Below are 22,906 nucleotides of genomic sequence, written 5' to 3' on the forward strand. Positions count from 1 at the left end.
AGCCTGAAGAGGGGACTAAGCCAGTCTGGGACCTTCTCAGCCCTTGGCGCGAGCTGGATTTCCTACGACCTTTGCCCCTGCAGGGACATCTCGCGTGACTACGCTTCCCGCGCCCACGACTGCATGGTCGCCAATCGTAACGCCCGGGAGAATGATTACTCCGCCGCCGATCCAGACGCCCCTGCCAATGTACACGGGTCGTCCGAGTTGAAGCCCAGCCTGCCGCTGCTCGGGATCGTGTGGGTGATCGGCGGTATAGATCTGCACAGCGGGCCCGATTGTGGTTCCTTCGCCAATCGTCACCTCGGCCACGTCAAGGATGACGCAGTTGAAATTGAGATACGCGTGGGCTCCGATCCGGATATTAAATCCGTAATCGCAGTGAAAGGGCGGACGGATAACCGCTCCATGCCCAACCTCTCCTAGCCGCTCGCAGAGGAGCACATGCCACTGCTCGGGAGGCGCCCCTAGTGTATCATTGTACCGCTTCAGCCAAGCTCCGGTGACCAACAGGTCGGCTTGGATCTCCGGATCCGCGGCATTGTACATCTCGCCCGCAAGCATCTTATCTTTTTGACTGCGTGTCATTCTTTCTCCTCCGATCGTGTTGGATGGTGGTTAGTCCTCATACAGCATCCATATCCCTTCTGGAGAGAGATTAGAAGCTGAAGCCCGCTCGTCTTGAATAAATCCCATCTCATAACCCTAGCAGGGTACACGCCAATGTTTAGCATAGGGCGATCGAAGGACGCTCCGGTCGAGATTAGATGCGTGAGGCCTCCTGGCACAATATCTCCCGCATCCACTTGTTTCCAGGATCCGTGTCGTAAAGGGCGGGCCACTGGACAGCCTCGATGAACGGAGGAAGAGGCAGGGGGAATTTGATGATTCGAAGAGGTAGCGTTTTTGCAAAGCGCTTGGCCAGCCGCAACGGCATGCTCGCTATACGGTTCGTTCCCAACAGTAAGGGCGGGATCAAGGTAAAACCGGGCACGATGAGTTCGATACGTCTCTTGAGACTGTGCCCGCGCAATAGCCGTTCCTCGATCGAGGGCCCATGCGTGCGTCCGAAGGCAACCGAAACATGCCCCATAGACATGTATTTCTCGAAGCAAAGCTGCCGCGCCAGCTGCTTGTTCGTCAGGCAGCCGACGCACACTAATGTTTCATTGAACAATTTCACTTTGGGATTCGCGCTCGACATGAACAACTCAGGAAGAATTAAAAAATCGACGTGGCCGCAATGAAGAAGCTCGCCTGGATCGTCGTGGAGAGGCAGCAACTCAAAGCTGACGCCGGGAGCCTCCCGAGCCACTCGTGCTACGATCTTCTCAAAGAACACGAGTGTCATGAAGTCGGACAGGATGATTCTGAAACGGCGCTCCGATTTTGATGGGTTGAACGGATCTGAGGAAACGATGGAGAATTGGATGTGCAGCAGGGCCTCGCGAACGGCGGAAGCGAGCCCCGCAGCACGAGGCGTTGTAATAAATTCGCGGCCCCGCATGATGAACAGTTCGTCGCCGAAATAGGTGCGGAGCCGTGCGATGGCTGCACTCATGGCGGGTTGACTGAGGTTGATGCTGCGCGCAGCTGCGGTAACGCTTCGATTAGTCATCACAGCATCGAGCGCGACGAGGAGATTTAAATCTAGACCCTTAAAACGCATTGCCCGACTTATCCATTGCGCGGACTAATACCATGCACACAACAACTTCAGCCACTGCAGGAAAGACGTTAAAAGGCCTGCGGCGATGACGGTCTACGGCTGCAGACACTATGGCACTACAATTCCAATGACCGTGCTCGACACCAAGGACGGTTGAGCCACCGGACGTGCTAGCGTCGGCGTCAGAGCTCAGAGTGCCGTTGCTTGCCGGGGAGGGTTGTTCAAGACATGACACTGCCGGAGCGTGCGATCGTTCACGACCATTCCATCTACGACACAAAGATAGTACTGTGCCTGGCTTGCCACGCATCCACGCTTCAAAATGCATACTTTCGTTTTCCTCGTTCTGGCTCAACTTGGCGAAACGCCCTTTTCGCCAAGTTGATAAAGTGACGTCCTGACGAACGATGGTGCGCTTTCAGGCCTCAAGCCCGAACCGTAGTCACCACCTTGCCGTGGTCGCGGGTGAGTACTCGTATTCGCTCCGCAGCGGATCGCTTCATGAGGCAGTCAATCGTGAAAAGGATCAGCCGCCGACGATGCGGTTCAGTTCTGGGCTCGAATTTCTGCGTATATCGTTGGCGTCTCTCCGGTAATTAGATCAGGGGAGCGGTCATATAGTGTCCACTCTGCCGCTCTTTCCATGCAAAGTTCATATGGCATCATGTGCTCCGGGTATGGCCGAGAACGCCGTGTAGGTAGGTGCACCAGGGGCGCCCCCATTCACTAAGCTGCGACTCGACAGAAAGTGCGACGCGACTATGGTACTGGCGGTTTCTATCCTTCGGGTCTGAATCGGCCAACTTCCGAGGTGTCGCGCATCCATCTAAAGCATGGATGGCTATCATGCGAAAAGTCGATTTCCCAGACTTGCCGAATGCCTTTAGAAGAAGGCCGAGTATGTTCGGAGGGCAAGGATGGAAAGCCAATCACACCTCAACAGGCACGGTTGCAATGAAGATATGTTTGGCAATCCCGGCCTCAGATGTATCAAGGTAGGCCTGACGAGTAATTTAAGGTGGGTTGGGCTCATAGCGGATCATTTGGGCTTCGAAGCCGTTCCGCAAATATGGCGTCAGCCGCCAATCTCCAGGCCATTCCCTGCGAGCACGATCAAGACCTATCGTATGCCTCACTCAAGGGTTCGCGGTGCCGTGCACGGCTGAGCAGAGTCAGTGACCAGGACTCCACAAAAATTAACCTACGCTCCAACTTAATGGCGTTGCCAAGAAGCTCCTCCGGCGTTCGTTAAAGTTACAACGGCCTCGACTTTAAGGATGTGGCGCGAGGACACCAGCTCCCGAGGAGAGACTCATGGATCAGCCCGCTTGGAAGCGGCCGCATACGACGCGCCTGACCATCGGTGGCGACGACGCACAGCGACCGCAGATGCCGAACTTGGCGTCCATCGACCTAAACCTACTGGTGGATCTCGGGGCGTTGCTTCAATACCGCAACATAACCCACGCGGCCCAGCATGTTGGCCGGAGTCAACCAGCGATGAGCCGAGCGTTGTCAAGGCTGCGGGGCATGTTCAATGACGATCTACTGGTTCGCGGCTTGAGCGGTTTGGTTCCAACGCTCATGGCTGAACGCTTAGCTGAAATGTTGCCTTCGGTGTTGGATGCGATTCGACAAACGGTGAACTGCAGCGTCGCTCCAAGGGAATGGCGATGGAAGGTAACGATGGCCATTCCCGATCACCAAGCGTTAGTTCTGTTGCCGCGCCTCCTGCCGCGGTTGCGCGAGGGTGCCCCTCATCTCGACATGGTCACCGATGTGGTCTTGGCCAACGCACTGCGGCGCCTGGAGCAAGGGGAGATCGATCTGGCGGTCGGGCAGATTGGCGCTGCTCCGCCTGGCTACTTGCGGCGCAGGCTCTACGCCGACCGCTTTAGCTGCCTCATTCGCCGCGACCACCCGGTCCTGAAACAGGAGTGGACTTTAGAAAGTTTCGCGGCCTTGCGCCACGTCGCCATTGCCTCGCAGCACGACGACCGCTTCCATAAGATCTATGATGGACTGACCGAGCTGAGCGTGGCGGATTGTGATCCCATCGTGGTTTCCAATGTACTGACGGGGGCGCTTATTATCGCGGCGACCGACTTGGTGCTGGTTGTACCTAGCCGCGTTGCCACCCGAATCGCCTCCGTGCTGCCACTTGCAGTTGTCACTCCACCTTTGGAACTATCTCCCTACGAAGTGGCGCTCATCTGGCACGAGCGTTGCCACCGCGACCGAGAGCATGGCTGGCTACGGCGCGAAATTACCGCCGCAGCACGGGAGTGACGACCAGGTAATTGACATGCTATCGGCAGTCATCGATGTCATTGTGCCGTTTTTTCTACAGCGATGTCTGCGAGGTGGGGGAGATTGGTGATACTCGGAACATTATATCGCCAGAATGGAACAGTATAAAGCCTCCGCCACAAAACCGTGAAATTTTTATGAGGCTCCGAAATGCACGTGATGGAGGCAACTGGTCAATGCCCGCAATGTGAGACAAGCCCGCAGACTGTTCTGACAAAGAGCTGGAAGGCGGGCCGACCGCCCCCGGGGCGGTCGGCAATGGTCAAGCGAAATTCCAGGAAGAGGGCTCGGGTCGGTGATGTCACGTTGTCAGCGGCTTAACGGTTGTCTGGTAATAGGTTGGGATGAACAGTCCGGCCGTAAGCTACAAGAACCACCGCTTTCCACCGCAGATCATCGCCCGTGCGGTCTGGCTGTATTTTCGGTTCCCTTTGAGCCTGAGGATGGTCGAGGAGATGCTGCTGGAGCGCGGTATCGTCGTCTCCCATGAGACGATCCGGAGATGGGGTCGCAAATTCGGAACGGCTTATGCCAGGCAGTTGTGCAGAAAGAGGCCTTCGCGAAAGGATATCTGGCATCTGGACGAGGTGGTGATTTCCATCGGCGGCCGCAAACATTGGCTCTGGCGTGCCGTTGACCAAGACGGTTACGTTCTCGACGAGATCGTTCAAGCCCGCCGCGATACCCAAGCCGCCAGGCGATTGCTGGTCAGGCTGCTGAAGAAGCAAGGCCTGACGCCGAAGCGGATCGTCACCGACAAATTGCGCTCATATGGTGCTGCAAGACGGGAGGTGATGCCCGCCGTCGAACATCGATCGCACAAGGGCCTGAACAATCGGGCCGAGAATTCTCACGTGCCGCTTCGAAAACGGGAGCGGATGATGCAGGGATTTCGATCCGTCGGCGGCTTGCAACGGTTCATATCGATCTTTTCGGCACTCCGAAATCTTTTCGTCCCCCCGCACCAGAAAAACTCAGCCCTCGCCATCCACATCCATCGGATCCGCGCAATGGCGCAGTGGAAAGCCGTGACCGGCGCAACCGCCTGACGTCTCACACAAGCGCCTTGTTCCGACCTTGATCAAACAACGTGACATCGCCCGGTTACGTTCTCGACGAGATCGTTCAAGCCCGCCGCGATACCCAAGCCGCCAGGCGATTGCTGGTCAGGCTGCTGAAGAAGCAAGGCCTGACGCCGAAGCGGATCGTCACCGACAAATTGCGCTCATATGGTGCTGCAAGACGGGAGGTGATGCCCGCCGTCGAACATCGATCGCACAAGGGCCTGAACAATCGGGCCGAGAATTCTCACGTGCCGCTTCGAAAACGGGAGCGGATGATGCAGGGATTTCGATCCGTCGGCGGCTTGCAACGGTTCATATCGATCTTTTCGGCACTCCGAAATCTTTTCGTCCCCCCGCACCAGAAAAACTCAGCCCTCGCCATCCACATCCATCGGATCCGCGCAATGGCGCAGTGGAAAGCCGTGACCGGCGCAACCGCCTGACGTCTCACACAAGCGCCTTGTTCCGACCTTGATCAAACAACGTGACATCGCCCGTAACCGTCTTGGTCAACGGCACGCCAGAGCCAATGTTTGCGGCCGCCGATGGAAATCACCACCTCGTCCAGATGCCAGATATCCTTTCGCGAAGGCCTCTTTCTGCACAACTGCCTGGCATAAGCCGTTCCGAATTTGCGACCCCATCTCCGGATCGTCTCATGGGAGACGACGATACCGCGCTCCAGCAGCATCTCCTCGACCATCCTCAGGCTCAAAGGGAACCGAAAATACAGCCAGACCGCACGGGCGATGATCTGCGGTGGAAAGCGGTGGTTCTTGTAGCTTACGGCCGGACTGTTCATCCCAACCTATTACCAGACAACCGTTAAGCCGCTGACAACGTGACATCACCATGATTAGAGCATATTTTGCTGCGCTCCGCCCATGGTTTCAGAGACCTGATTCACTTCGCCGCAGCGGTTTTACCCAACAATCTCGGGAGGCTTCCCCGGCACGGCTCATCGGCATCCCCGCCGAACTGAGCCATAACCCCGGAAAATTCCAGCTCCCGCTGACCCACATTTGGGGGTGCACTTCACAAAAACTGCTGGAGCGAACTGAAAACTGGATAAAACTTGGGGGCAACAGAAGGCTCTTCAGGACTACAAATGTAACGCTATATCGGTTTAGCAGACCAACTTTCGAAGCTAGCATAATAAAGTAGTTTAACTGACTTCGGAGTCGACCAATGGATCTCGATAGCAAACGGACACGTACAGCTGAAAGTTCATCCCTTGACGGCGAGAACGCCGTACCCACTCACCTCTCTGACCTTCCAGTAGAGCTAGTAACCAATATTGCAGAACGCCTAATAACCGCTGACCCGCGGGAAACGGCACGCAATCTTGGGCTTTTGAAAACCGTGCAGGCGCCACAGGCAGTCTGGACGGCCGATGGGCAAGAAACTGACCTCGGGAAATTTTACAGGCGGAACAACCAACTCGGACGATCAGCCAACGATCTGCACAACGCAAACTTGGCCGAAGCCGGGCACGGTTCGGATTGGGTATCGACGTATCAAACTGCAGCAAGCGGTCATATAGCTGATTTTCTACCACCTGAGACGCGTACTGCTCTCGTCAATAGAATCCTGGACCTGGATCCGATCAACCAAGCTGTCGCAATCAACTTGGTTGCGACCGACCTTGGCAAGTTCGATGGTGAAGATAAAAATCGCCTTGTCAATCGCGCCATTGAATTGCTTGAGGCTCCTAATGTCTACGGCGCCCATGAGTCCGCTCATAGTGCCATATGCAACGGGTATGGCCACTTAGATGCAGATCAAAGGGCGCGAGTTGGCTTAATTCTCGGCGCCAATCTACAGCAACAGCTGGAAGGGATTCCTCGCCCGGAGCGTGTAGCAGAGCCGGATTTGGACCGGAGGATAACGGCTATTGAGGCTTCAGTCCGTCGTCACCTAGACGCGCCGATATCGTTTGAGCTGGTGGTCGGGCACGCCTTAGGAACCACGGGGTCCATCAGCCAAGTCTCCGATCAAGCCCGAACGGACCTAGTAGCTTCCTTCAGAAGCAGAGAGCGCTCCGACGCGGGACGTTGAGCTCCATGGCTGGGTGAGGCAGAACAGTTCTTTTCCATGTGGTGCGGATCTTCCCCGATGCGCAGAGCTGTCTGCGGCTGGTGCGGGCGCTGGCTGCCGAGACGCATGAGACCTGGCTGGAGGCCATGCGCTATCTCAACATGGAGCATCTGGCCGAGCACAAGAAGGAGATGTTACGCAAGCTGGACGAACCCAAGGCCGATGACGGCGGGCCGGGCGCTTGCGTTGTTGAGGCGCCGCGCCCGTCCGCCAAAATGCCAGCGGCGATGATCCCAATTTGCAGAACACTATGGACACAACTCTGGTGTGGAGCCTGTCTGGGCGTGCGCCGACCCCGATCATATGGGAGTGATCAAAGCACGGTAGGAGAGATGGAGTTCACCTTAAGCATTCGCACAACTACGGATAAGCGCCCACTGATATGATCTACAATTTATTCAAGCTCAATAGTATGTTTGGAACTTTGTCGATTATATACCGGAACAAATCTTCTGTTAATTGGATAGCGTCGTTGTAGTTTCTTTTTTTGATCATGTTTGTTGCTTTCTCAATGAGAGTTATACTTATATTTTATAATCTCGGCATCTCCTAAATAATGATTTCGATAAATCCATATTTTGTACCACGCTCCACTTACAACATCCCGTTCTGAATCGGAAAATATTGCAGCAACCAACGAATCTTGCCAGCGTTTGTAATTCTCGACGTTGTCTCGATTGCAGCTTTCGATATCCAATTCTATTGTATTGCCATTGTCTTTCAATCGGCCAATTGCATAGATATAATGTGATCCCAACTGATCCAGATGAAACAACGCGGTCGAGCTATTAATTTTCTCTACGAAGAACCCTCGGTTGCGCTCCCACCGAAGGAGGCCGCGTTCATGGAGCCTGAGCATAGCCTCTCTTATAGGGGCAACGCTTACCATGTGTTCCTCGGATAATTGCCTGGGATGAAAGAGATGCATTGGTCGATATCTCCCTGAGACTATATCGTTCCGCAGCATTTCGTATGTTTCACCACTTCTTGCCATCGCAAGTCTCCACTTACATAATAGAGGAGCGATATAGGCTTTGTGCGGTGTGCGGAAGTCAACTCAGAAGGTGGTATTTTCAGATTATAAACGATCGATTCATAATTAAACCAAGACGATCGAGATTTTTCTTGGTTAGGTTGTATCTCCAGCGAAGTGAAATTGTTAGGGCCTCGGAACAATGAAGATGAAACAGCCGAAGCAATCCGTGGTCCGTACGCCTCCGAGGAGGGCGCCTTGCTGAGAAGTGAGGCGAACTGGATGTTCTGTCTATATAGGCGTCAATATAGACAGTGTGAGAACCGTGGTTTTAACGATAGAGAAGCGGCCGCAAGTTGGCCGTATGGAGATTGTCGATAGCGGGCGGCGTCGCCGTTTCAGCAACGAGGCCAAACTTGCGATCGTGGCGGAGAGCTATTCCGCCCCGCGTCAGGTCACGGCAACAGCACGTCGTCATCGGATCACACGCTTTCAGTTGAACGATTGGCGTAAAGCCGCTCGCGAGGGACGGCTCGGCGATGGCCGGGGGAGTGAAGGGTTTATTCCTGCACTGTTGGTCCCGGAGCCAGGCATGCCGGTTGTTGCGCCGGACCAATTCTTCGACGGCACAAAGTGGGCTTATGGAGGTTGTCAGCGCCAATGGTCGCCGTGTGATCGTGGGACGCGATGTCGACGTTGAAGCGCTGCTTCGGATCCTGCGCGGACTGGAGGCGCTGCGGTGAATCCGTTTCCGATGGGAACAGGGGTCAAGGTCTGGCTTTCGACGGGGTATACGGACATGCGCTGTGGCTTTCCCTCTCTGGCGCTTCGGGTGCAGGAGGTTCTGAAGCATGATCCGTTGTCAGGGCATCTCTTCGTCTTCAGGGGCCGCAGATCGGATATTTTGAAGATCATCTGGCATGATGATCTGAGCGCCTGCCTTTTTACCCGGCGGCTGGAGAAGGGCCGGTTTATCTGGCCGAATATGGAGGGCGGGGCGGTAGCGATCTCACCGGCGCAATTGTCTATTTGTTGTCCGGGATCGACTGGCGCAATCCGCAGGAAACCTGGCGTCCGACACGGGTCGGATAGCATTATTGCATTGAAAATATTGAGTGAACCTGATCGAATGGCTTCATGACTTCGAAGCCTGTGGATCTTCCTGCGGACCTTGCGAGCGCCAACCTGGCGCTGGTTTCCGAGCGTGAGAGGTTACAGGCTGAACGTGATGTCGTTGTTGCCGAGCGCGACATTGCGGTGGCGCGAGCCGCCAATGCGCAGGCCATGCTGTCGGACAATGAGGCCTTGATCGCCAGTCTGGAACTGGCGATCGAAAAGCTGAAGCGCGAACTGCGCGGCCGGCGATCCGAGCGCACGGCGCGCCTGATCGACCAGATGGAATTGCAGCTCGAAGAACTGGTGATGGCGGCGACGGAGGATGAAGCCGCAGCGCAGGCGGCTGCCGCCAAGACCTCGAGCGTACGTTCGTTCAACGCGCAAACGGCCGGTCCGAAAGCCGTGGCCGGAGGATATCGAGCGTAAGCGCGTGGTGATCGATCCCCCAGTCACCTGTGCATGCTGCGGCGGGTCGCGCCTGTCGAAACTGGGCGAGGACGTCACCGAGACGCTCGAGGAGGTTCCGCGCCGGTTCAAACGATCGAGACGGTGCGGGAGAAATTTACCTGCCGTGACTGCGAGGCGATCAGCCAGCCGCCGGCGCCGTTCCATGCCACGCCGCGCGGATACATCGGTCCTCATCTGCTGGCGACGATCCTCTTTGACAAGTTTGGAATGCATAGCCCGCTGAACCGCCAAAGCACCCGGTTCAAATGCGAGGGCATCGAGCTTTCGACCTCGACGCTGGCTGACCAGGTCGGGTATGGAACAGCCGCGCTCCTGCCGATCTTTGATCTGATCGAGGCGCATGTCTTCGCGGCCGAGCGCCTTTTTGGCGACGACACTACCATTCCCATTCAAGCCAAAGGCAAATGCACGACCGGGCGAATATGGACCTACGTGCGCGATGACCAGCCCTACGGCGGCGCGGCGGCGCCGGCGGCCATACTATGCTTCGAGCGACCGCCGCGGCGAGCATCCGCAGAAGCACCTGGCCGAGTATGGTGGCATTCTGCAGAGTGATTGTTACAATGGCTTCGAGCCGCTCAGTGTCGCCGAAAAGAAAGCGGTACCGATCACCTTCGCCTTTTGCCATGCGCATGCGCGGCGGAAGTTCTTTGAACTGGCCGACATCCAGAAAAGTGTCCGTGACCGCAAACGGAGAGGCAAGCCGATCTCGCCGATCGCTCTGGAGGCCGTCCAACGGTACGATGCGCTGTTTGAGATCGAACGCGAGATCAATGGATTGAGCGCCGCAGAACGGTTGGCCGCGCGGCAGGAAAAGAGCAAGCCGCTGTTCGATGACATGCACGAGTGGCTGAAACGGGAGCGCGGCACGCTCAGCAAATCGTCCGAGGTGATCGAGCCGATCGATTACATGCTGAAGCGTTGGGATGGCTTTGCCCGTTTCCTCGCAGATGGCAGGATTTGTCTCACAAACAATGCTGCCGAGCGCGCTCTGAGAGGAATTGCACTCGGCCGTCGAAACTGGACCTTCGCCGGTTCCCAGCGTGGGGCCGATCGAGCCGCCATCATGCTCTCCGTCATCACGACCTGCCGCCTCAACGACGTCGACCCAAAAGCGTGGCTCGCCGATGTGCTCGCCCGAATCGCCGATCTTCCCGTCTCCCGCCTGCACGAACTGCTGCCTTGGCAATGGAAGTCGCACAAAGGGACGGCTATTGCGGCGGTCGCGTAAACAGCTCCCGGAACAATGCTTCCGAACGCTCCAAGCCTTCATCGGTCAGGATCAATGACTTCGACTTGTTGACTGGGTCGCCGATCATGCCCTTCTTGTGAAGCCGATCCGTCGTTGCCCAGTCGAAGCCCTTCCAGGCACAACGCTCGTTATGCAGCGTCAGCCATAACAGCGCCAAAACGGCATCGTCGATCTTGTCCTCATCGATCTCCATGAACCGACGTTACCACACGCGGGGCCCAAAATCCCGCGGCCCTGCTCGGATGGATACGTTATATCGCAGGCGTGCAATTCGAGACTTTGTGATCGATGCCGACGGTAACCGATATCGATTTGTCGGCACTGCGGCACGAGACCCGTCTGGCCGCCTTGATGTAGACGTTCTCCGCCCCAGTGAGGGGATCGTAACCCCGGCCTTATTTACGCGAGAGATCGGCTAGCGAGCGGCGTCCCCTGCCCAAAAGCGGTGCGAGCTTTCACGGCTCCCAGCAAACAAGCGTGCCAAGCCTGTCAGGCCAAAGGCCGTCATCATCCTTAACCCCTATTGCCCGCGCATCTCGTTGGCGGACGAGGAGGGCGCGGTGAATTGCCGACTCCAGAGGTTCTTCATCCGGTTCGGCAAAGGCATCGCTGATCTGAAGCACACCAGTCTCCTTGTCTGCGCTCCCGCCGACGTGAATGATATGCCCCGGGTATAGATGCGCCGTGTCGTTCGTTATGAAATGAAATCTGTACATCCCTCTCCCTCTGTTTAGTTTCGTTGAGAAATAGCTCCCGCCGCAAGGCACGTGAGCGATGGTGAGACGCGCAGTGGCTGATCTCCGCCTCGCGTTAGCAAAAGCTTCAACCTGCCTCACTCGAAGCAAGCAACTGTTTCAGGTGGTCGATAGTGGCACCGGCCTGTCGCAAGGCAATGAGGTTCTGCGCCGTGTCATGAGCCCTTGGGTGTGAGTGATCGATGCATTGCATTCGACACCATCGATCGAGCAGCACACTCAAGGCGACGACATCTGCAGGATCCATTGCCGCCCTTTTCTCCCGCAACATCCCCCACATGTTGGACCTCCCCTTTTTCCAGCCGTGGAGAAGAACAAGAAAACCGGTTAGATCTCCACAGCTGTGATCGCGACCGGCCGGAGTGGTTGAACATCATCTCAATGCCGGACACTCATTTGATATCATGCTATGCTATCTTTAGCGAGAAGGACTTTCTCGTCGGCGTGCTTACAATCCGCGGTTAAAACGGCATGCGGTGTCACCGAAGTTCAGCGCCAAAAGTGAGGAAGTCAAACGCCTGCTCGCGCCTAAACCGGCCCGCCTACGATGACTGTGCGTGATCACGGGCTCTTGACCGCGCGATGGGTTCTTATCGCAGTCGCAATGAAAACGCGTGAAAGTCCATGATAGAGCGGCTCGCGAGAGCGAAGGCGTGAGCCGATTCGAGACGGCCATGATCGAAATGACCGCCTGATGGTCGCCGGTCATTTCCAGGACGATCACGAAGGCAGTCATCGGCGCCTGCACGACGCCCGAGAAATAACCCGCCATGCCGGGGATCGCGGCGAGGGCGATGCTCGTTCCGAGCAGCGAGCCGACGGTGCTGCCGAAACTGGCGCCGACGGCAAGCGATGGCGCGAAGATGCCCCTGGAATGCCCGACATCATCGACAGGAAGCTGGCGGCGAGCTTTTCGATGAAGAAGAGCAAGGGAAGCACTGTCCTTCCACCGCGCCCCTGGCCTGCTCGTAGCCGGTGCCGAAGGTGGCACCGCTGGATGCAACGCCGATGACTGCAACTGCAAGCCCGCAGATGCCCGCAAGTGCCAGCATGCACCGCAGCGGCTGGGGTTGCGCCCAACGCCGGATGCGCTGGCCGAAGTGAAGGGCAAAGCCGCTGAAGGCCGCGCCCAGCGCGCCGCCCCCAATGCCGCATACGAGGACAAGAGCCCAATCGGCGAGCTGCGTCGGCGCTGCCGATGCTGAACCAAAATAATTGCAGCTGCCGGACAGGCCGAGAGCGGCGAGACCTGATAGGATGACCGCCGTCAGTACCAGCCCGCTTGCCCGCGACTCGTATGTCCGGCTCATCTCCTCGATCGCGAAGACGAAGCAAGCGGCGTGTTGAACGCCGCCGCGATGCCCACTGTCGAGCCGGCGAGGATCAGGCCGCGGGTCTGCGCCATGCCGCCGAAGCGCGCCACCGCCAGCGTGATCGAAGCGCCGACCTGTACCGTCGGCCCTTCGCGGCCGATCGAGGCGCCGGAGAATAGTCCAAGCACTGTCAGCACGATCTTTATAAAAGTCTTGGTAATCTATCCGACGTCGCGATCGAATGAAGCCGGCTCGCGCAGCGCTGAGCGTATCTAGCCGCGGTCGCCAGAGGGAGAACGAACCCCATGAGACACGGGAACGACGAAGAAGCTTGGAGTTGCGGTAATGACTGGCATCAAGTTCCCGATACGAAAGACATTATCGATGTCGGCAACTTAACTTGAGATTCCGTCACGATTTTAGGCAGTTGAATTGAGAATGGCTGGCAGGACATTTTTCTGCATTCCAGCGATCGATCAAGGCATCTTACCTCCGACAATGCCGATTGTTTCTCAATGTTTCAATGTTATAGCGTGCCGGCGACGAGTGTGGCGTGGTTCGCACGGGGCGAGCGGCGAGGATGTGGCACCCTTGGCGCTGTTGGAACCGACCACCGAAGGAGCGTCCCATGTCACAATCTTTCGACGCGAGCAAATTCCTCGTCGCCCTTGATCAGGATAGCACAATCATTGTCGTTATCGAGATGAGTCAATCGAATTGGCTCGTCGCCGGGGTTATACCCGGCCTCGAACGCCAGCTGCGGATTTCGGATTAACGGGACAGCGATTCCGGTAAATCCCGGACAGTCGTTTCACTAGATCCCGGACAGTCTCGCGGGATCGACTTTCGTTCGCCTGGTTGATGTCATTGGTTATTGATTTCGGCGTTTCGCGCTTCGGTCAAGAGCGGTCGTGGTTTTTGCCTCCTCATGCTGTCTCCCTCGAGCGCAATTCGATGGGCGTTATGGACGATACGATCGAGGATGGCGTCAGCGATCGTCGGTTCCCCGATCATCTCGTGCCACTGGGCCACGGGCAGTTGGGCGGTGATCAGAGTGGATTTCCTGCAGTAGCGCTCTTCGAAGATTTCCAGGAGATCGAGCCGCTGCTGATCGCTGAGCGCATGGGTTCCCCAATCGTCGAGGATGAGCAATTGGACGCGCGCCAGTTTGTCGAGCAATCGGGGAAACCGACCGTCGAGGCGTGCCAGCGCCAAATCCTCGAAGAGACGAGGCATGCGGACGTAGAGAACGGAATAATCGAGGCGGGCCGCCTGCCGTCCGATGGCGCAGGCAAGCCAGGTTTTGCCCGTTCCCGTTTGACCGGTCAGGATCAGGTGCTCATGGGCTTTCAACCATTCGCCTTGGGCCAGCGAGAGAAGCTGTCGGCGATCGAGGCCGCGCTGGGCGGCGAAGTCGATATTCTCGATGCAAGCGTCGGGGAAGCGCAGTTTGGCGCTTGCAAGCCGGTTGGTCAGGCGCTTGTCGCCGCGCACGGCCATCTCCCGGTCGAGCATCAGACCCAGCCATTCATCGCGGTTGAGATCGCTGCCCTCAGTTTGATTGGCCAGTTCGCGATAAGCTGCCGCCATGCCGGATAGACCGAGTGCGTGCATCTGGTCGAGGGTTGGATGTGTGAGCATGTGAGTGTCTTCCTTTCTTCACTGGTAATAGGAGCTGCCGCGGATGTTGCCATGCGCCGGGGCTGGCTTGACCGGCTCGGCGACAGGCGGCGCCTGATCGAGGCCGGATTTGAGGATGGTGCTGACGGAGGAATAGCTGAGCGCATTGATGGTCAGTGCCCGAGCGCACGCGGCTTCAAGACGCTCAGGCCCGTACCGGCGCGCGAGCGATAGAACGCCTTGAGCGGCGCGGTATCCCTGCTGGGGATGGGGCCTGTCGCGCATCAGCCGCTCGATCAGGATTGCAGCGTTGCGGCCAATCTTTGCAGCCTGCTTGATGAGGCTCGCCGGCGTCGTGTTGGCATAGTGCTGATGTGTCTTCGGCATGTGCTCGTTGACGGTGACATGACCAGCCCGCTGCGACGTCCGGCGGTGGCTGGCGACGCGTTGGTGATCATGGAAGATCTCGACGATCCGGCTTGTGAGCCGGACATCGACCTGGCGGCCGATCAGGCGGTGCGGCACGGAATAGAAAGCCTTGTCGACTTCGACATGGTAGTCGGGATGAACCTTTGCCGATTTCCATTCGGAATATTCGAATGCGGTTGCCGGCAAGGGTGCAAGCGCTTCGCGTTCGATCTCCTCGAAGAGCTGACGTCGGGATTTGCCAACCCGTCGCATCGACCGGTTATTGAGATCGTTGAGAAGCTGGCTGATCCGCACGTTGAGATCGACGAGGCTGAAGAAGCGGTCGTTTCTCAGCCGCGCCAGGATCCAGCGCTCAACGATGAGAACGCTGCCTTCGACCTTTGCCTTGTCCTTCGGCCGTTTTGGACGGGTCGGCAGGATCGTCGTGTCGTAATGCTCGGCGAATGCTGCAAAAGTGGCGTTGATGGTCGGCTCAAACCACAAGGGCTTGGCAACACCGGCCTTGAGGTTGTCGCAGACGATCGCTTTCGTCACGCCACCGAAGAAGCTCAGCGCCCGTTGCTGACCCTCGATCCAGTCCGGCAGCCGTTGAGTGAAGCTTGCATAGGCGAAGGTGTACAAGGAGGCCGGCAGAACCGCGACGAAGATCTGCGCCGACCGGATCTCGCCCGTCGCCGGATCGATCACCGGGACGGTGTGGCCGGCGTAGTCGGTCTGCATCGCCGCGCCGGCAGTGTGGCGATTGCGGAAGGTGGCGCTGGCGCGCTGTTCGAAAGCGGCGAAACGCTCGCAGAACCAGGTGTATCCGTAACCGTTGGGGTGCCGCTCGCGATATTCCTGCCACAACAGCGTCAGCGTCACGCCCTTTCGCTTCAGTTCACTGGCGATCTTGCCCCAGTCGGGCTCGTGCATGTCCTGGGGCGGGCGGCCGCGACGATGGAACAGGCGGCGCTGCAAAACAGCGTCCTCGTCAAGCCCAGGCGGCAACGGCCAGCCCGTCAGCCCGGCCTCACGCGCCCGCAACAGATAGGTCGAAATGGTCGTTTTGCTGATCTTCAGCCGTTCCGATATCGCACGAACCGAAAGCCCCTGTTCGTGCGTCAGCCGCAATATCGATCGAATGTCCTTCACACTCGTAAGCCTCGCCTGCTTCCGTCTCGCCATTCATCAGCCCCTCGTTCAAATCGAGGCTCAGAATGGCAAAACGGCGCGCGCGAAAGTCGATGTTTTAATCGCCGAAAGACTGTCCGGGATTTACCGGAATCGCTGTCCGCGAATTAGCGGAAATGCTGTCCCGGATTTAGTGAAATCGCTGTCCGGGATTCAATGGAACCCCTGTCCGCGAATTACCGAAACCCGCACGCCAGCCTCTGAAGAAGCTCCAAGCCGATGCGGCCGCGCTGCTGAAGCTGTTGCAGCGGTGGCGCGCCGAAGCCAGCCAGGCCGGGCACTCGATCAAGCTGATCACCGTTGCCTATGAGGCAGGCCGCGACGGCTTCTGGCTGGCGCGCTGGCTGCGGGCCTGCGATATTGAGGCTTACGTCATCCATCCCGCAAGCGTTCCGGTGTCGCGCGAACACCGGCGCGCCAAGACCGATCGCCTCGACACGGAGCTGTTGATGCGCGCCTTTCTCGGCTGGTTGCGCGGCGAGAAACGCCATGTGGGCATGGCTGCAATCCCGGCGATTGCCGAGGAGGACGCGCGGCGGCCGAGCCGCGAGCGGGAGAATCTGGTCACTGAGAAAACACGGATCATCAACCGCATGAGGGCGATCCTTGCCCGCTTCGGCATTCGCACCTTCAAGCCGACCCTGCGCAGGCCGAGGGCAAGCTCGACAAAATCCGCACGGCGGAGGAGACGCCGTTGCCGGAAAACACGCGCGCCGAGTTGCGCCGTTACCTCGAGCGGCTGCACCTCGTGCGCGAGCAGATTCGCGCGATCGAGCAGGACCGCCTGCGCCGACTCGCCGCGGCTCCGGCTGCGAAGAAAGGTCCGCACGCGATGGTCCGCTTGCTCGCTCGGGTCCTCGGCGTCGGCGCCGAGACGGCGGACATGCTGGTCAATGAGATCCTGTCGCGCGACCTGCGCGATCGGCGGGCGGTGGCGCGCTACGCCGGTCTCACGGGGTCCCCGGACGAGAGCGGCAAACGCCGCCGCGAGAAGGGGCTGGCGCGCGCCGGCAGTGCCCGAGTCCGGCGCGGCATGATCCAATTGGCTTGGCGCTTTCTCCGATTCCAAAAGCAGAGCGGTCTCGCCCAATGGTTCCAGGCGCGAACGACGGACGGACGCGGCACCGCCGTCGGCGGGTTCCAAACCTACATCGCCTTCCAACAGTGCCAGCCTGATAAATTTCGGCAAGGCCTACGGTCCGGAGATCGCATCAGCGCCTCTGTCGTCAGAAGAGCTGTTATGCTTGGCCCCAGACAGGGAGCTCAACGCCCCGCGTCGGAGCGGTCTCTGCTTCTGAAGGAGGCCATCAGGTCCGCTCGGGCTTGATCGGAGGCTTGGCTGACGGACGTCGTGGTTGCTTCGCTCAGCTGCCGCCCCATGGCGAGGCTTTGCGGATTATCAGCCCTCTGCCTCTTCGCCGGTCTCAACAGCGCTGTGTCATGTTCATTGTTGATGACGCCGCCGCTGTTCACGAGGTTGTTCCTGTCAAGTGTACTCGTCAGCTCGTCCTGGGCCTCGCGCGACTTGCCCAAGTGCCGGTCAAACGGCGCTGGCGCGACTTGTCGGGCTTGCTGCTCTTGCAATACGGCGTGTTGCACCTGCGACCCGGCTGCTGCAATCGCGTCCGCGGGGATTGCGGCAAGCTCGTGCGGCAAGCGCTGCTCCCTCAGTCGGTTTTGCAGCGCCTGCCGGTCGGCGACGAGGTAGTCGAGGTCCAGCTGCAGGTATGGCCGCTCTTCGTTCGCCAATCGATGAACCAGCTCGCGCGTGCCGTCCAGCACGAAGACGCCGCAATCAACACCGTTGTTCTGCCGGGCCATGTCGGGTGTCTGCAGCAGGAGCGCGTCCAGTCTTATTGCGAGCAATCGTGCAGGCGCGTCGTTGTAAGGCTGTCCATTTGGCTGGAAGGAGTCGTAGTGATAGGCGACCGCTCGTTCCGGGTCGCGGCGATCTACGAGCAGCAGCGACCAATGGGTGCCACCAAGAGTGCCATCATTCACTGGCAGGAACACGAAGTCGGCTGGGGCGTCGTTTTGATGATAGATGGACAGCAACGTACTTTGCACGTCCACGTCATGAGTGCGCAGTAGATGGGAGAGTGACGCATCCACCAGCCGCGTTCGGGCGGCGAGCGCTGGCTGGGCCTCCTGCAGGTCCTGCTCCAGCAACCGGTAATCCCTTTGGATATGGACGTCGCTCAGCCATTGGGTGGCCCCGAGAACCGCCCCCTCGGGGAGGTTGGACGAGCCTGACGGAAAAGCTCCGATCTGAGCATCGGAGGAGGTGGTCAGATCGACCAACGGAACACCGCGATAGGTGTCTGAAAGCCTGGCGGTCGCTGGCGAGGCGGGTCCTGGAGCCCTTGCCGGTACTGCTGCCTCTGCAGCTTCACTGATCGGACCGCGATGGACGAGCAAAAAGTCGTTGGGCCCTTCTGCCCTCTCGGCGGTGTAGCCGTGACCTTCAATCTCGTAGTTCCATTGCGGCTTTTCCGCATCCGGCAAGAAGCCAAAGTGGTACAATCTCGAGAGCATCGCGTCTGGGACGCGTTGAGTCCCATGGGAGAAGCCTTTGGGGACGGCGAATGAAACGTCTATGGAGTCCTCGATCGCAGCGGGGGGCTCCTCAGACCATGCGGAGGGCGCGGCCTCCGCATGCAGCCTTCCGATGTGTTCGGAACCTGTCCCTTGAACCGGTACCCCTTCCAATGGCAATTCACCCAACTGCTGCATGGGGGGCTGCATCGGCACGCGGCCGCCTGAATTGCCGATTTCGCTCAGCGGCTGCTGAATGGCGGCGGCTTGCGGCGTATTGGCCCTCTGCCTCTTCGCCGGTCTCAACAGCGCCGTGTCATGTTCATTGTTGATGATGACCCACTCGGGTGGCAGGTGGTTGCCCTGGTCAAGCGCATCCGGCGAGGACCGGATCTGCTGTTGACTGGCAGCTAACGCTGGCGGGGCGGCGGCCTCAACTCCGGCGTGCCCAGAGCCGGCCGCTGCGAAAGCGTCCGACACGCTTCTATTGTGGCCATCCGGAACAGCGGGCATCCCTGGGTTGCTGAAAAAAGACGAGGCGGCTTGATCATTCTGCCCTCGCTGAAGCTCTTCGCGCCGGACCGCCTCGGGAACCCCGTTTGACACGAGCTCCGTATTGCGAACCCGTTCCAGCACCAAGCGGAGATAGCGGTCGCCTGGAAGCAACCTCTTGGCCAATTCGATCCGCGAATCGTGATCCAGCCCAGAGATCGTCTGGCCCCGACTCTCAAGCGCCTCAGAAAATCTGCGAAGACTACGACCATAGGCAGCACGGGTGCTTGAGGCCAAGCTGCTGTCCCTGGTCACTTGTTCCAAGATATGCGCGTCTGCCTTTGACGGCACTAGCCGCCGGGCAGTCGCCGAATAGCCCGGCTCATGATACGCACGCAGGAAGTTCAACGCCGTCTTCATAGTACCGTATTTCGGAAAGACAGCATCGGCGTGATCGACCAGGGATTGGTGATTTCTTAGATCCGTCGCTTGGCCGCGAGCGCCGAGATCATTCGCCAATCGGCAAAGCGCATTCGAGTATATTTGAAGCGTATCCTCGCTATGGCGTTGCTGAGTCCTAGCGTGGGCGATCGCCTGATCAATAACGTCCCGGTGTTCGCCGGACAGATGGGGAAAGCGGATAGCAGGGGCGTCAATAGTCGCCGAATAGCCCGGCTCATAATACCTACGGAGGGCGCTCAACGCCGTCTTCATAGTATCGTTTGTCGGAAAGACAGCATCGACGTGATCGACCAGGGATTGGTGATTTTTTAGATCAGTCGCTTGGCCACGAGCGCCGAGATCATTTGCCAATTGGCGAAGTGCAAGCGTGTATTTTTTTTCCGTGGTCTCTCTATATTGTTGCTGAGTCCTAGCGTGGGCGATCGCCTGATCAATAACGTCCCGGTGTTCGTCGGACAGATGGGGAAAGCTGGTAGCACGGGCGCCAGCAGTCGCCGAATATCCCGGCTCATGATACCTACGGAGGACGCTCAACGCCGTCCTCATAGTATCGTTTGTCGGAAAGAAAGCATCGACGTGATCGACCAGGGATTGGTGATTTCTTAGATCAGTCGCTTGGCCGCGAGCGCCGAGATCATTCGCCAATCGGCAAAGCGCATTTGAGTAATTTCGGAGCGTTCTCTCTCTATATTGTTGCTGATCCCTAGCGTGGGCGATCGCCTGATTAATAAGGTCCCGGTGTTCAACGGACAGATGGGGATAGCCGTTAGCACGGGCGCCACTCGCGACAGGTTCGGCGCGGCGCGGCTCGGCCACGTGCTGCTCAAAGCCCGCTTGCCGCGCCTGGCCCGCATCTGGCAAGGGGTACGAGGCGGGGATTGCGGCAAGCTCGTGCGGCAAGCGCTGCTCCCTCAGTCGGTTTTGCAGCGCCTGCCGGTCGGCGACGAGGTAGTCGAGGTCCAGCTGCAGGTATGGCCGCTCTTCGTTCGCCAATCGATGAACCAGCTCGCGCGTGCCGTCCAGCACGAAGACGCCGCAATCAACACCGTTGTTCTGCCGGGCCATGTCGGGTGTCTGCAGCAGGAGCGCGTCCAGTCTTATTGCGAGCAATCGTGCAGGCGCGTCGTTGTAAGGCTGTCCATTTGGCTGGAAGGAGTCGTAGTGATAGGCGACCGCTCGTTCCGGGTCGCGGCGATCTACGAGCAGCAGCGACCAATGGGTGCCACCAAGAGTGCCATCATTCACTGGCAGGAACACGAAGTCGGCTGGGGCGTCGTTTTGATGATAGATGGACAGCAACGTACTTTGCACGTCCACGTCATGAGTGCGCAGTAGATGGGAGAGTGACGCATTCACCAGCCGCGTTCGGGCGGCGAGCGCTGGCTGGGTCTCCTGCAGGTCCTGCTCCAGCAACCGGTAATCCCTTTGGATATGGACGTCGCTCAGCCATTGGGTGGCCCCGAGAACCGCCCCCTCGGGGAGGTTGGACGAGCCTGACGGAAAAGCTCCGATCTGAGCATCGGAGGAGGTGGTCAGATCGACCAACGAAACACCGCGATAGGTGTCTGAATTGCCGATTTCGCTCAGCGGCTGCTGAATGGCGGCGGCTTGCGGCTCGTCAGCTCGATCATCGAACAGCGGCCGGACCGCCTCGCGAATCCCGTTTGACACGGGCTCCGTATTGCGAACCCGTTCCAGCGCAGAGATGAGAGGGAGTTTGTCTGGAAACAACCTCTTGGCCAATTCGATCCGCGAATCGTGATCCAGCCCAGAGATCGTCTGGCCCCGACTCTCAAGCGCCTCAGAAAATCTGCGAAGATTACGACCATAGGCAGCACGGGTGCCTGAGGCCAAGCTGCTGTCACTGTTCACTTGTTCCAAGATATGCGCGTCTGCCTTTGACGGCACTAGCCGCCGGGCAGTCGCCGAATAGCCCGGCTCATGATACGCACGCAGGACGCTCAACGCCGCCTTCATACCAGCGGTTTTCGGAAAGACAGTATCGAGGTGATCGACCAGGGATTGGTGATTTTTTAGATCCGTCGCTTGGCCGCGAGCGCCGAGATCATTCGCCAATCGGCAAAGCGCATTCGAGTATATTCGAAGCGTATCATCGCTATGGTGTTTCTGAGTCCTAGCGTGGGCGATCGCCTGATCAATAACGTCCCAGTGTTCGCCGGACAGATGGGGAAAGCGGGTAGCACGGGCGTCAGCAGTCGCCGAATAGCCCGGCTCATGATACCTACGGAGGACGCTCAACGCCGTCTTTGTATCATCGTTTTTCGGAAAGAAAGCATCGACGTGATCGACTAGGGATTGGTGATTTTTTAGATCAGTCGCTTGGCCACGAGCGCCGAGATCATTTGCCAATCGGCGAAGTGCAAACGTGTATTTTTTTAAAGTGTTCTCTCTATATTGTTGCTGAGTCCTAGCGTGGGCGATCGCCTGATTAATAACGTCCCGGTGTTCGTCGGACAGATGGGGAAAGCTGGTAGCACGGGCGCCAGCAGTCGCCGAATATCCCGGCTCATGATACCTACGGAGGGCGCTCAACGCCGTCCTCATATTATCGTTTGTCGGAAAGAAAGCATCGACGTGATCGACCAGGGATTGGTGATTTCTTAGATCAGTCGCTTGGCCGCGAGCGCCGAGATCATTCGCCAATCGGCAAAGCGCATTTGAGTAATTTTGGAGCGTGCCCTCGCTATAGGGTTGCTGATCCCTAGCGTGGGCGATCGCCTGATTAATAAGGTCCCGGTGTTCAACGGACAGATGGGGATAGCCCCTAGCACGGGCGCCACTCGCGACAGGTTCGGCGCGGCGCGGCTCGGCCACGTGCTGCTCAAAGCCCGCTTGCCGCGCCTGGCCCGCATCCGGCAAGGGGTACGAGGCGGCTTGATCATCGAACGGCCACCGGACCGCCTCGGCCACCTGCTGCTCAACGCCCACTTGCCGGGCCTGGACCGCTTGCCCCTCTTCCAAGCCGGCGTCCTGCACCTGCGACGAAGCTGTTACACGGGATGGATTACTATTTCGCGGGTCCACACTAGCCTCACATCAAATTGTATCGTCAAAGTCCTGCGCCAATCCACGCAGCGGCTCATCGGGTTGAGATTCTGCCGAGAGCCCTCGTCTGCTTTCATCAAGGGTGCCGGCTCGGGAGGGCGCCTGTCTGGTTTTC

Annotated in this window: 10 protein-coding genes and 9 pseudogenes; 10 read left to right on the forward strand and 9 right to left on the reverse strand. The window is 58.3% G+C overall.

Annotation, left to right across the window (positions count from 1 at the left end):
* Positions 1–36 precede the first annotated feature (36 nt).
* Together N2599_RS34650 and N2599_RS34655 are read right to left on the reverse strand one after the other, a co-directional pair.
* Positions 37–588 (reverse strand): sugar O-acetyltransferase, encoded by a 552-nt coding sequence (locus N2599_RS34650; protein ID WP_027513894.1) that lies wholly within the window; start codon positions 586–588, stop codon positions 37–39.
* A 175-nt stretch (positions 589–763) separates the two neighbouring features.
* The gene (locus N2599_RS34655; protein WP_027513895.1) at positions 764–1,669 is read right to left on the reverse strand and encodes a LysR family transcriptional regulator; all 906 of its coding nucleotides are present in this window, start codon (positions 1,667–1,669) and stop codon (positions 764–766) included.
* A gap of 1,314 nt (positions 1,670–2,983) precedes the next feature.
* Here N2599_RS34655 and N2599_RS34660 point away from each other — a divergent pair.
* The 3 genes and pseudogenes from N2599_RS34660 to N2599_RS34670 all read left to right on the forward strand — a co-directional run.
* Positions 2,984–3,958 carry a LysR family transcriptional regulator gene (locus N2599_RS34660; RefSeq protein WP_027513896.1) on the forward strand — a complete coding sequence of 325 codons (975 nt, stop codon included), beginning with the start codon at positions 2,984–2,986 and terminating at the stop codon, positions 3,956–3,958.
* A 319-nt stretch (positions 3,959–4,277) separates the two neighbouring features.
* Positions 4,278–5,028 (forward strand): annotated as a pseudogene (locus tag N2599_RS34665) (IS6 family transposase).
* Between the two features lie 41 nt (positions 5,029–5,069).
* Positions 5,070–5,486 (forward strand): annotated as a pseudogene (locus N2599_RS34670) (IS6 family transposase); the annotation flags it as partial.
* A 53-nt stretch (positions 5,487–5,539) separates the two neighbouring features.
* On the opposite strand, the pseudogene N2599_RS34675 reads toward N2599_RS34670, so the two are convergent.
* Positions 5,540–5,891 (reverse strand): annotated as a pseudogene (locus N2599_RS34675) (IS6 family transposase); the annotation flags it as partial.
* A 340-nt stretch (positions 5,892–6,231) separates the two neighbouring features.
* Here N2599_RS34675 and N2599_RS34680 point away from each other — a divergent pair.
* Together N2599_RS34680 and N2599_RS34685 are read left to right on the forward strand one after the other, a co-directional pair.
* Positions 6,232–7,101 carry a hypothetical protein gene (locus N2599_RS34680; protein WP_027513844.1) on the forward strand — a complete coding sequence of 290 codons (870 nt, stop codon included), beginning with the start codon at positions 6,232–6,234 and terminating at the stop codon, positions 7,099–7,101.
* Between the two features lie 35 nt (positions 7,102–7,136).
* Positions 7,137–7,283 (forward strand): annotated as a pseudogene (locus N2599_RS34685) (transposase); the annotation flags it as partial.
* A 365-nt stretch (positions 7,284–7,648) separates the two neighbouring features.
* On the opposite strand, the gene N2599_RS34690 reads toward N2599_RS34685, so the two are convergent.
* On the reverse strand, positions 7,649–8,134 hold the full coding sequence (locus N2599_RS34690) for a GntR family transcriptional regulator (protein ID WP_084606768.1): 486 nt from the start codon (positions 8,132–8,134) through the stop codon (positions 7,649–7,651).
* Positions 8,135–8,477: 343 nt separating this feature from the next.
* Between N2599_RS34690 and tnpA the strand changes: the two are divergent.
* The 3 pseudogenes from tnpA (at position 8,478) to tnpC (ending at position 10,928) form a co-directional block, all read left to right on the forward strand.
* Positions 8,478–8,856 (forward strand): annotated as a pseudogene (gene tnpA, locus N2599_RS34695) (IS66-like element accessory protein TnpA).
* A gap of 11 nt (positions 8,857–8,867) precedes the next feature.
* Positions 8,868–9,205 (forward strand): annotated as a pseudogene (tnpB, locus tag N2599_RS34700) (IS66 family insertion sequence element accessory protein TnpB).
* Between the two features lie 45 nt (positions 9,206–9,250).
* Positions 9,251–10,928, forward strand: a pseudogene (gene tnpC / locus N2599_RS34705) (IS66 family transposase).
* Here tnpC and N2599_RS34710 read toward each other — a convergent pair.
* Both N2599_RS34710 and N2599_RS34715 read right to left on the reverse strand, forming a co-directional pair.
* On the reverse strand, positions 10,909–11,142 hold the full coding sequence (locus N2599_RS34710; protein ID WP_014330863.1) for a DUF6429 family protein: 234 nt from the start codon (positions 11,140–11,142) through the stop codon (positions 10,909–10,911). The pseudogene tnpC and the gene N2599_RS34710 overlap by 20 nt on opposite strands.
* A gap of 1,123 nt (positions 11,143–12,265) precedes the next feature.
* A pseudogene (locus N2599_RS34715) lies at positions 12,266–13,362 on the reverse strand (chloride channel protein); the annotation flags it as partial.
* Between the two features lie 283 nt (positions 13,363–13,645).
* Here N2599_RS34715 and N2599_RS34720 point away from each other — a divergent pair.
* On the forward strand, positions 13,646–13,792 hold the full coding sequence (locus tag N2599_RS34720) for a hypothetical protein (protein WP_156915388.1): 147 nt from the start codon (positions 13,646–13,648) through the stop codon (positions 13,790–13,792).
* Between the two features lie 89 nt (positions 13,793–13,881).
* Here N2599_RS34720 and istB read toward each other — a convergent pair whose 3' ends face one another.
* Entirely contained in the window at positions 13,882–14,658 is a 777-nt protein-coding gene (gene istB / locus N2599_RS34725; protein WP_132568962.1) for an IS21-like element helper ATPase IstB, read from the reverse strand.
* An 18-nt stretch (positions 14,659–14,676) separates the two neighbouring features.
* A complete protein-coding gene (gene istA, locus N2599_RS34730; RefSeq protein WP_027513949.1) occupies positions 14,677–16,230 on the reverse strand; it encodes an IS21 family transposase in 1,554 nt (517 codons plus the stop codon).
* Between the two features lie 182 nt (positions 16,231–16,412).
* Here istA and N2599_RS38170 point away from each other — a divergent pair.
* Positions 16,413–17,359, forward strand: a pseudogene (locus N2599_RS38170) (IS110 family RNA-guided transposase); the annotation flags it as partial.
* Between the two features lie 140 nt (positions 17,360–17,499).
* Here the strand turns inward: N2599_RS38170 and N2599_RS34745 are convergent.
* The gene (locus N2599_RS34745) at positions 17,500–22,707 is read right to left on the reverse strand and encodes a Ulp1 family isopeptidase (protein WP_375714165.1); all 5,208 of its coding nucleotides are present in this window, start codon (positions 22,705–22,707) and stop codon (positions 17,500–17,502) included.
* Positions 22,708–22,906: the final 199 nt, after the last annotated feature.

The sequence above is a fragment of the Rhizobium sullae genome (genome assembly GCF_025200715.1).
GTDB classification, from domain to species: Bacteria; Pseudomonadota; Alphaproteobacteria; order Rhizobiales; family Rhizobiaceae; genus Rhizobium; species Rhizobium sullae.

Excerpts from the sequence above, each read along its gene's own strand:
- N2599_RS34650 (WP_027513894.1), bottom strand. The coding sequence starts at position 588 with ATGACACGCAGTCAAAAAGATAAGATGCTTGCGGGCGAGATGTACAAT.
- N2599_RS34655 (WP_027513895.1), bottom strand. The coding sequence starts at position 1,669 with ATGCGTTTTAAGGGTCTAGATTTAAATCTCCTCGTCGCGCTCGATGCT.
- N2599_RS34660 (WP_027513896.1), top strand. The coding sequence starts at position 2,984 with ATGGATCAGCCCGCTTGGAAGCGGCCGCATACGACGCGCCTGACCATC.
- N2599_RS34680 (WP_027513844.1), top strand. The coding sequence starts at position 6,232 with ATGGATCTCGATAGCAAACGGACACGTACAGCTGAAAGTTCATCCCTT.
- N2599_RS34690 (WP_084606768.1), bottom strand. The coding sequence starts at position 8,134 with ATGGCAAGAAGTGGTGAAACATACGAAATGCTGCGGAACGATATAGTC.
- N2599_RS34710 (WP_014330863.1), bottom strand. The coding sequence starts at position 11,142 with ATGGAGATCGATGAGGACAAGATCGACGATGCCGTTTTGGCGCTGTTA.
- N2599_RS34720 (WP_156915388.1), top strand. The coding sequence starts at position 13,646 with ATGTCACAATCTTTCGACGCGAGCAAATTCCTCGTCGCCCTTGATCAG.
- istB (WP_132568962.1), bottom strand. The coding sequence starts at position 14,658 with ATGCTCACACATCCAACCCTCGACCAGATGCACGCACTCGGTCTATCC.
- istA (WP_027513949.1), bottom strand. The coding sequence starts at position 16,230 with ATGGCGAGACGGAAGCAGGCGAGGCTTACGAGTGTGAAGGACATTCGA.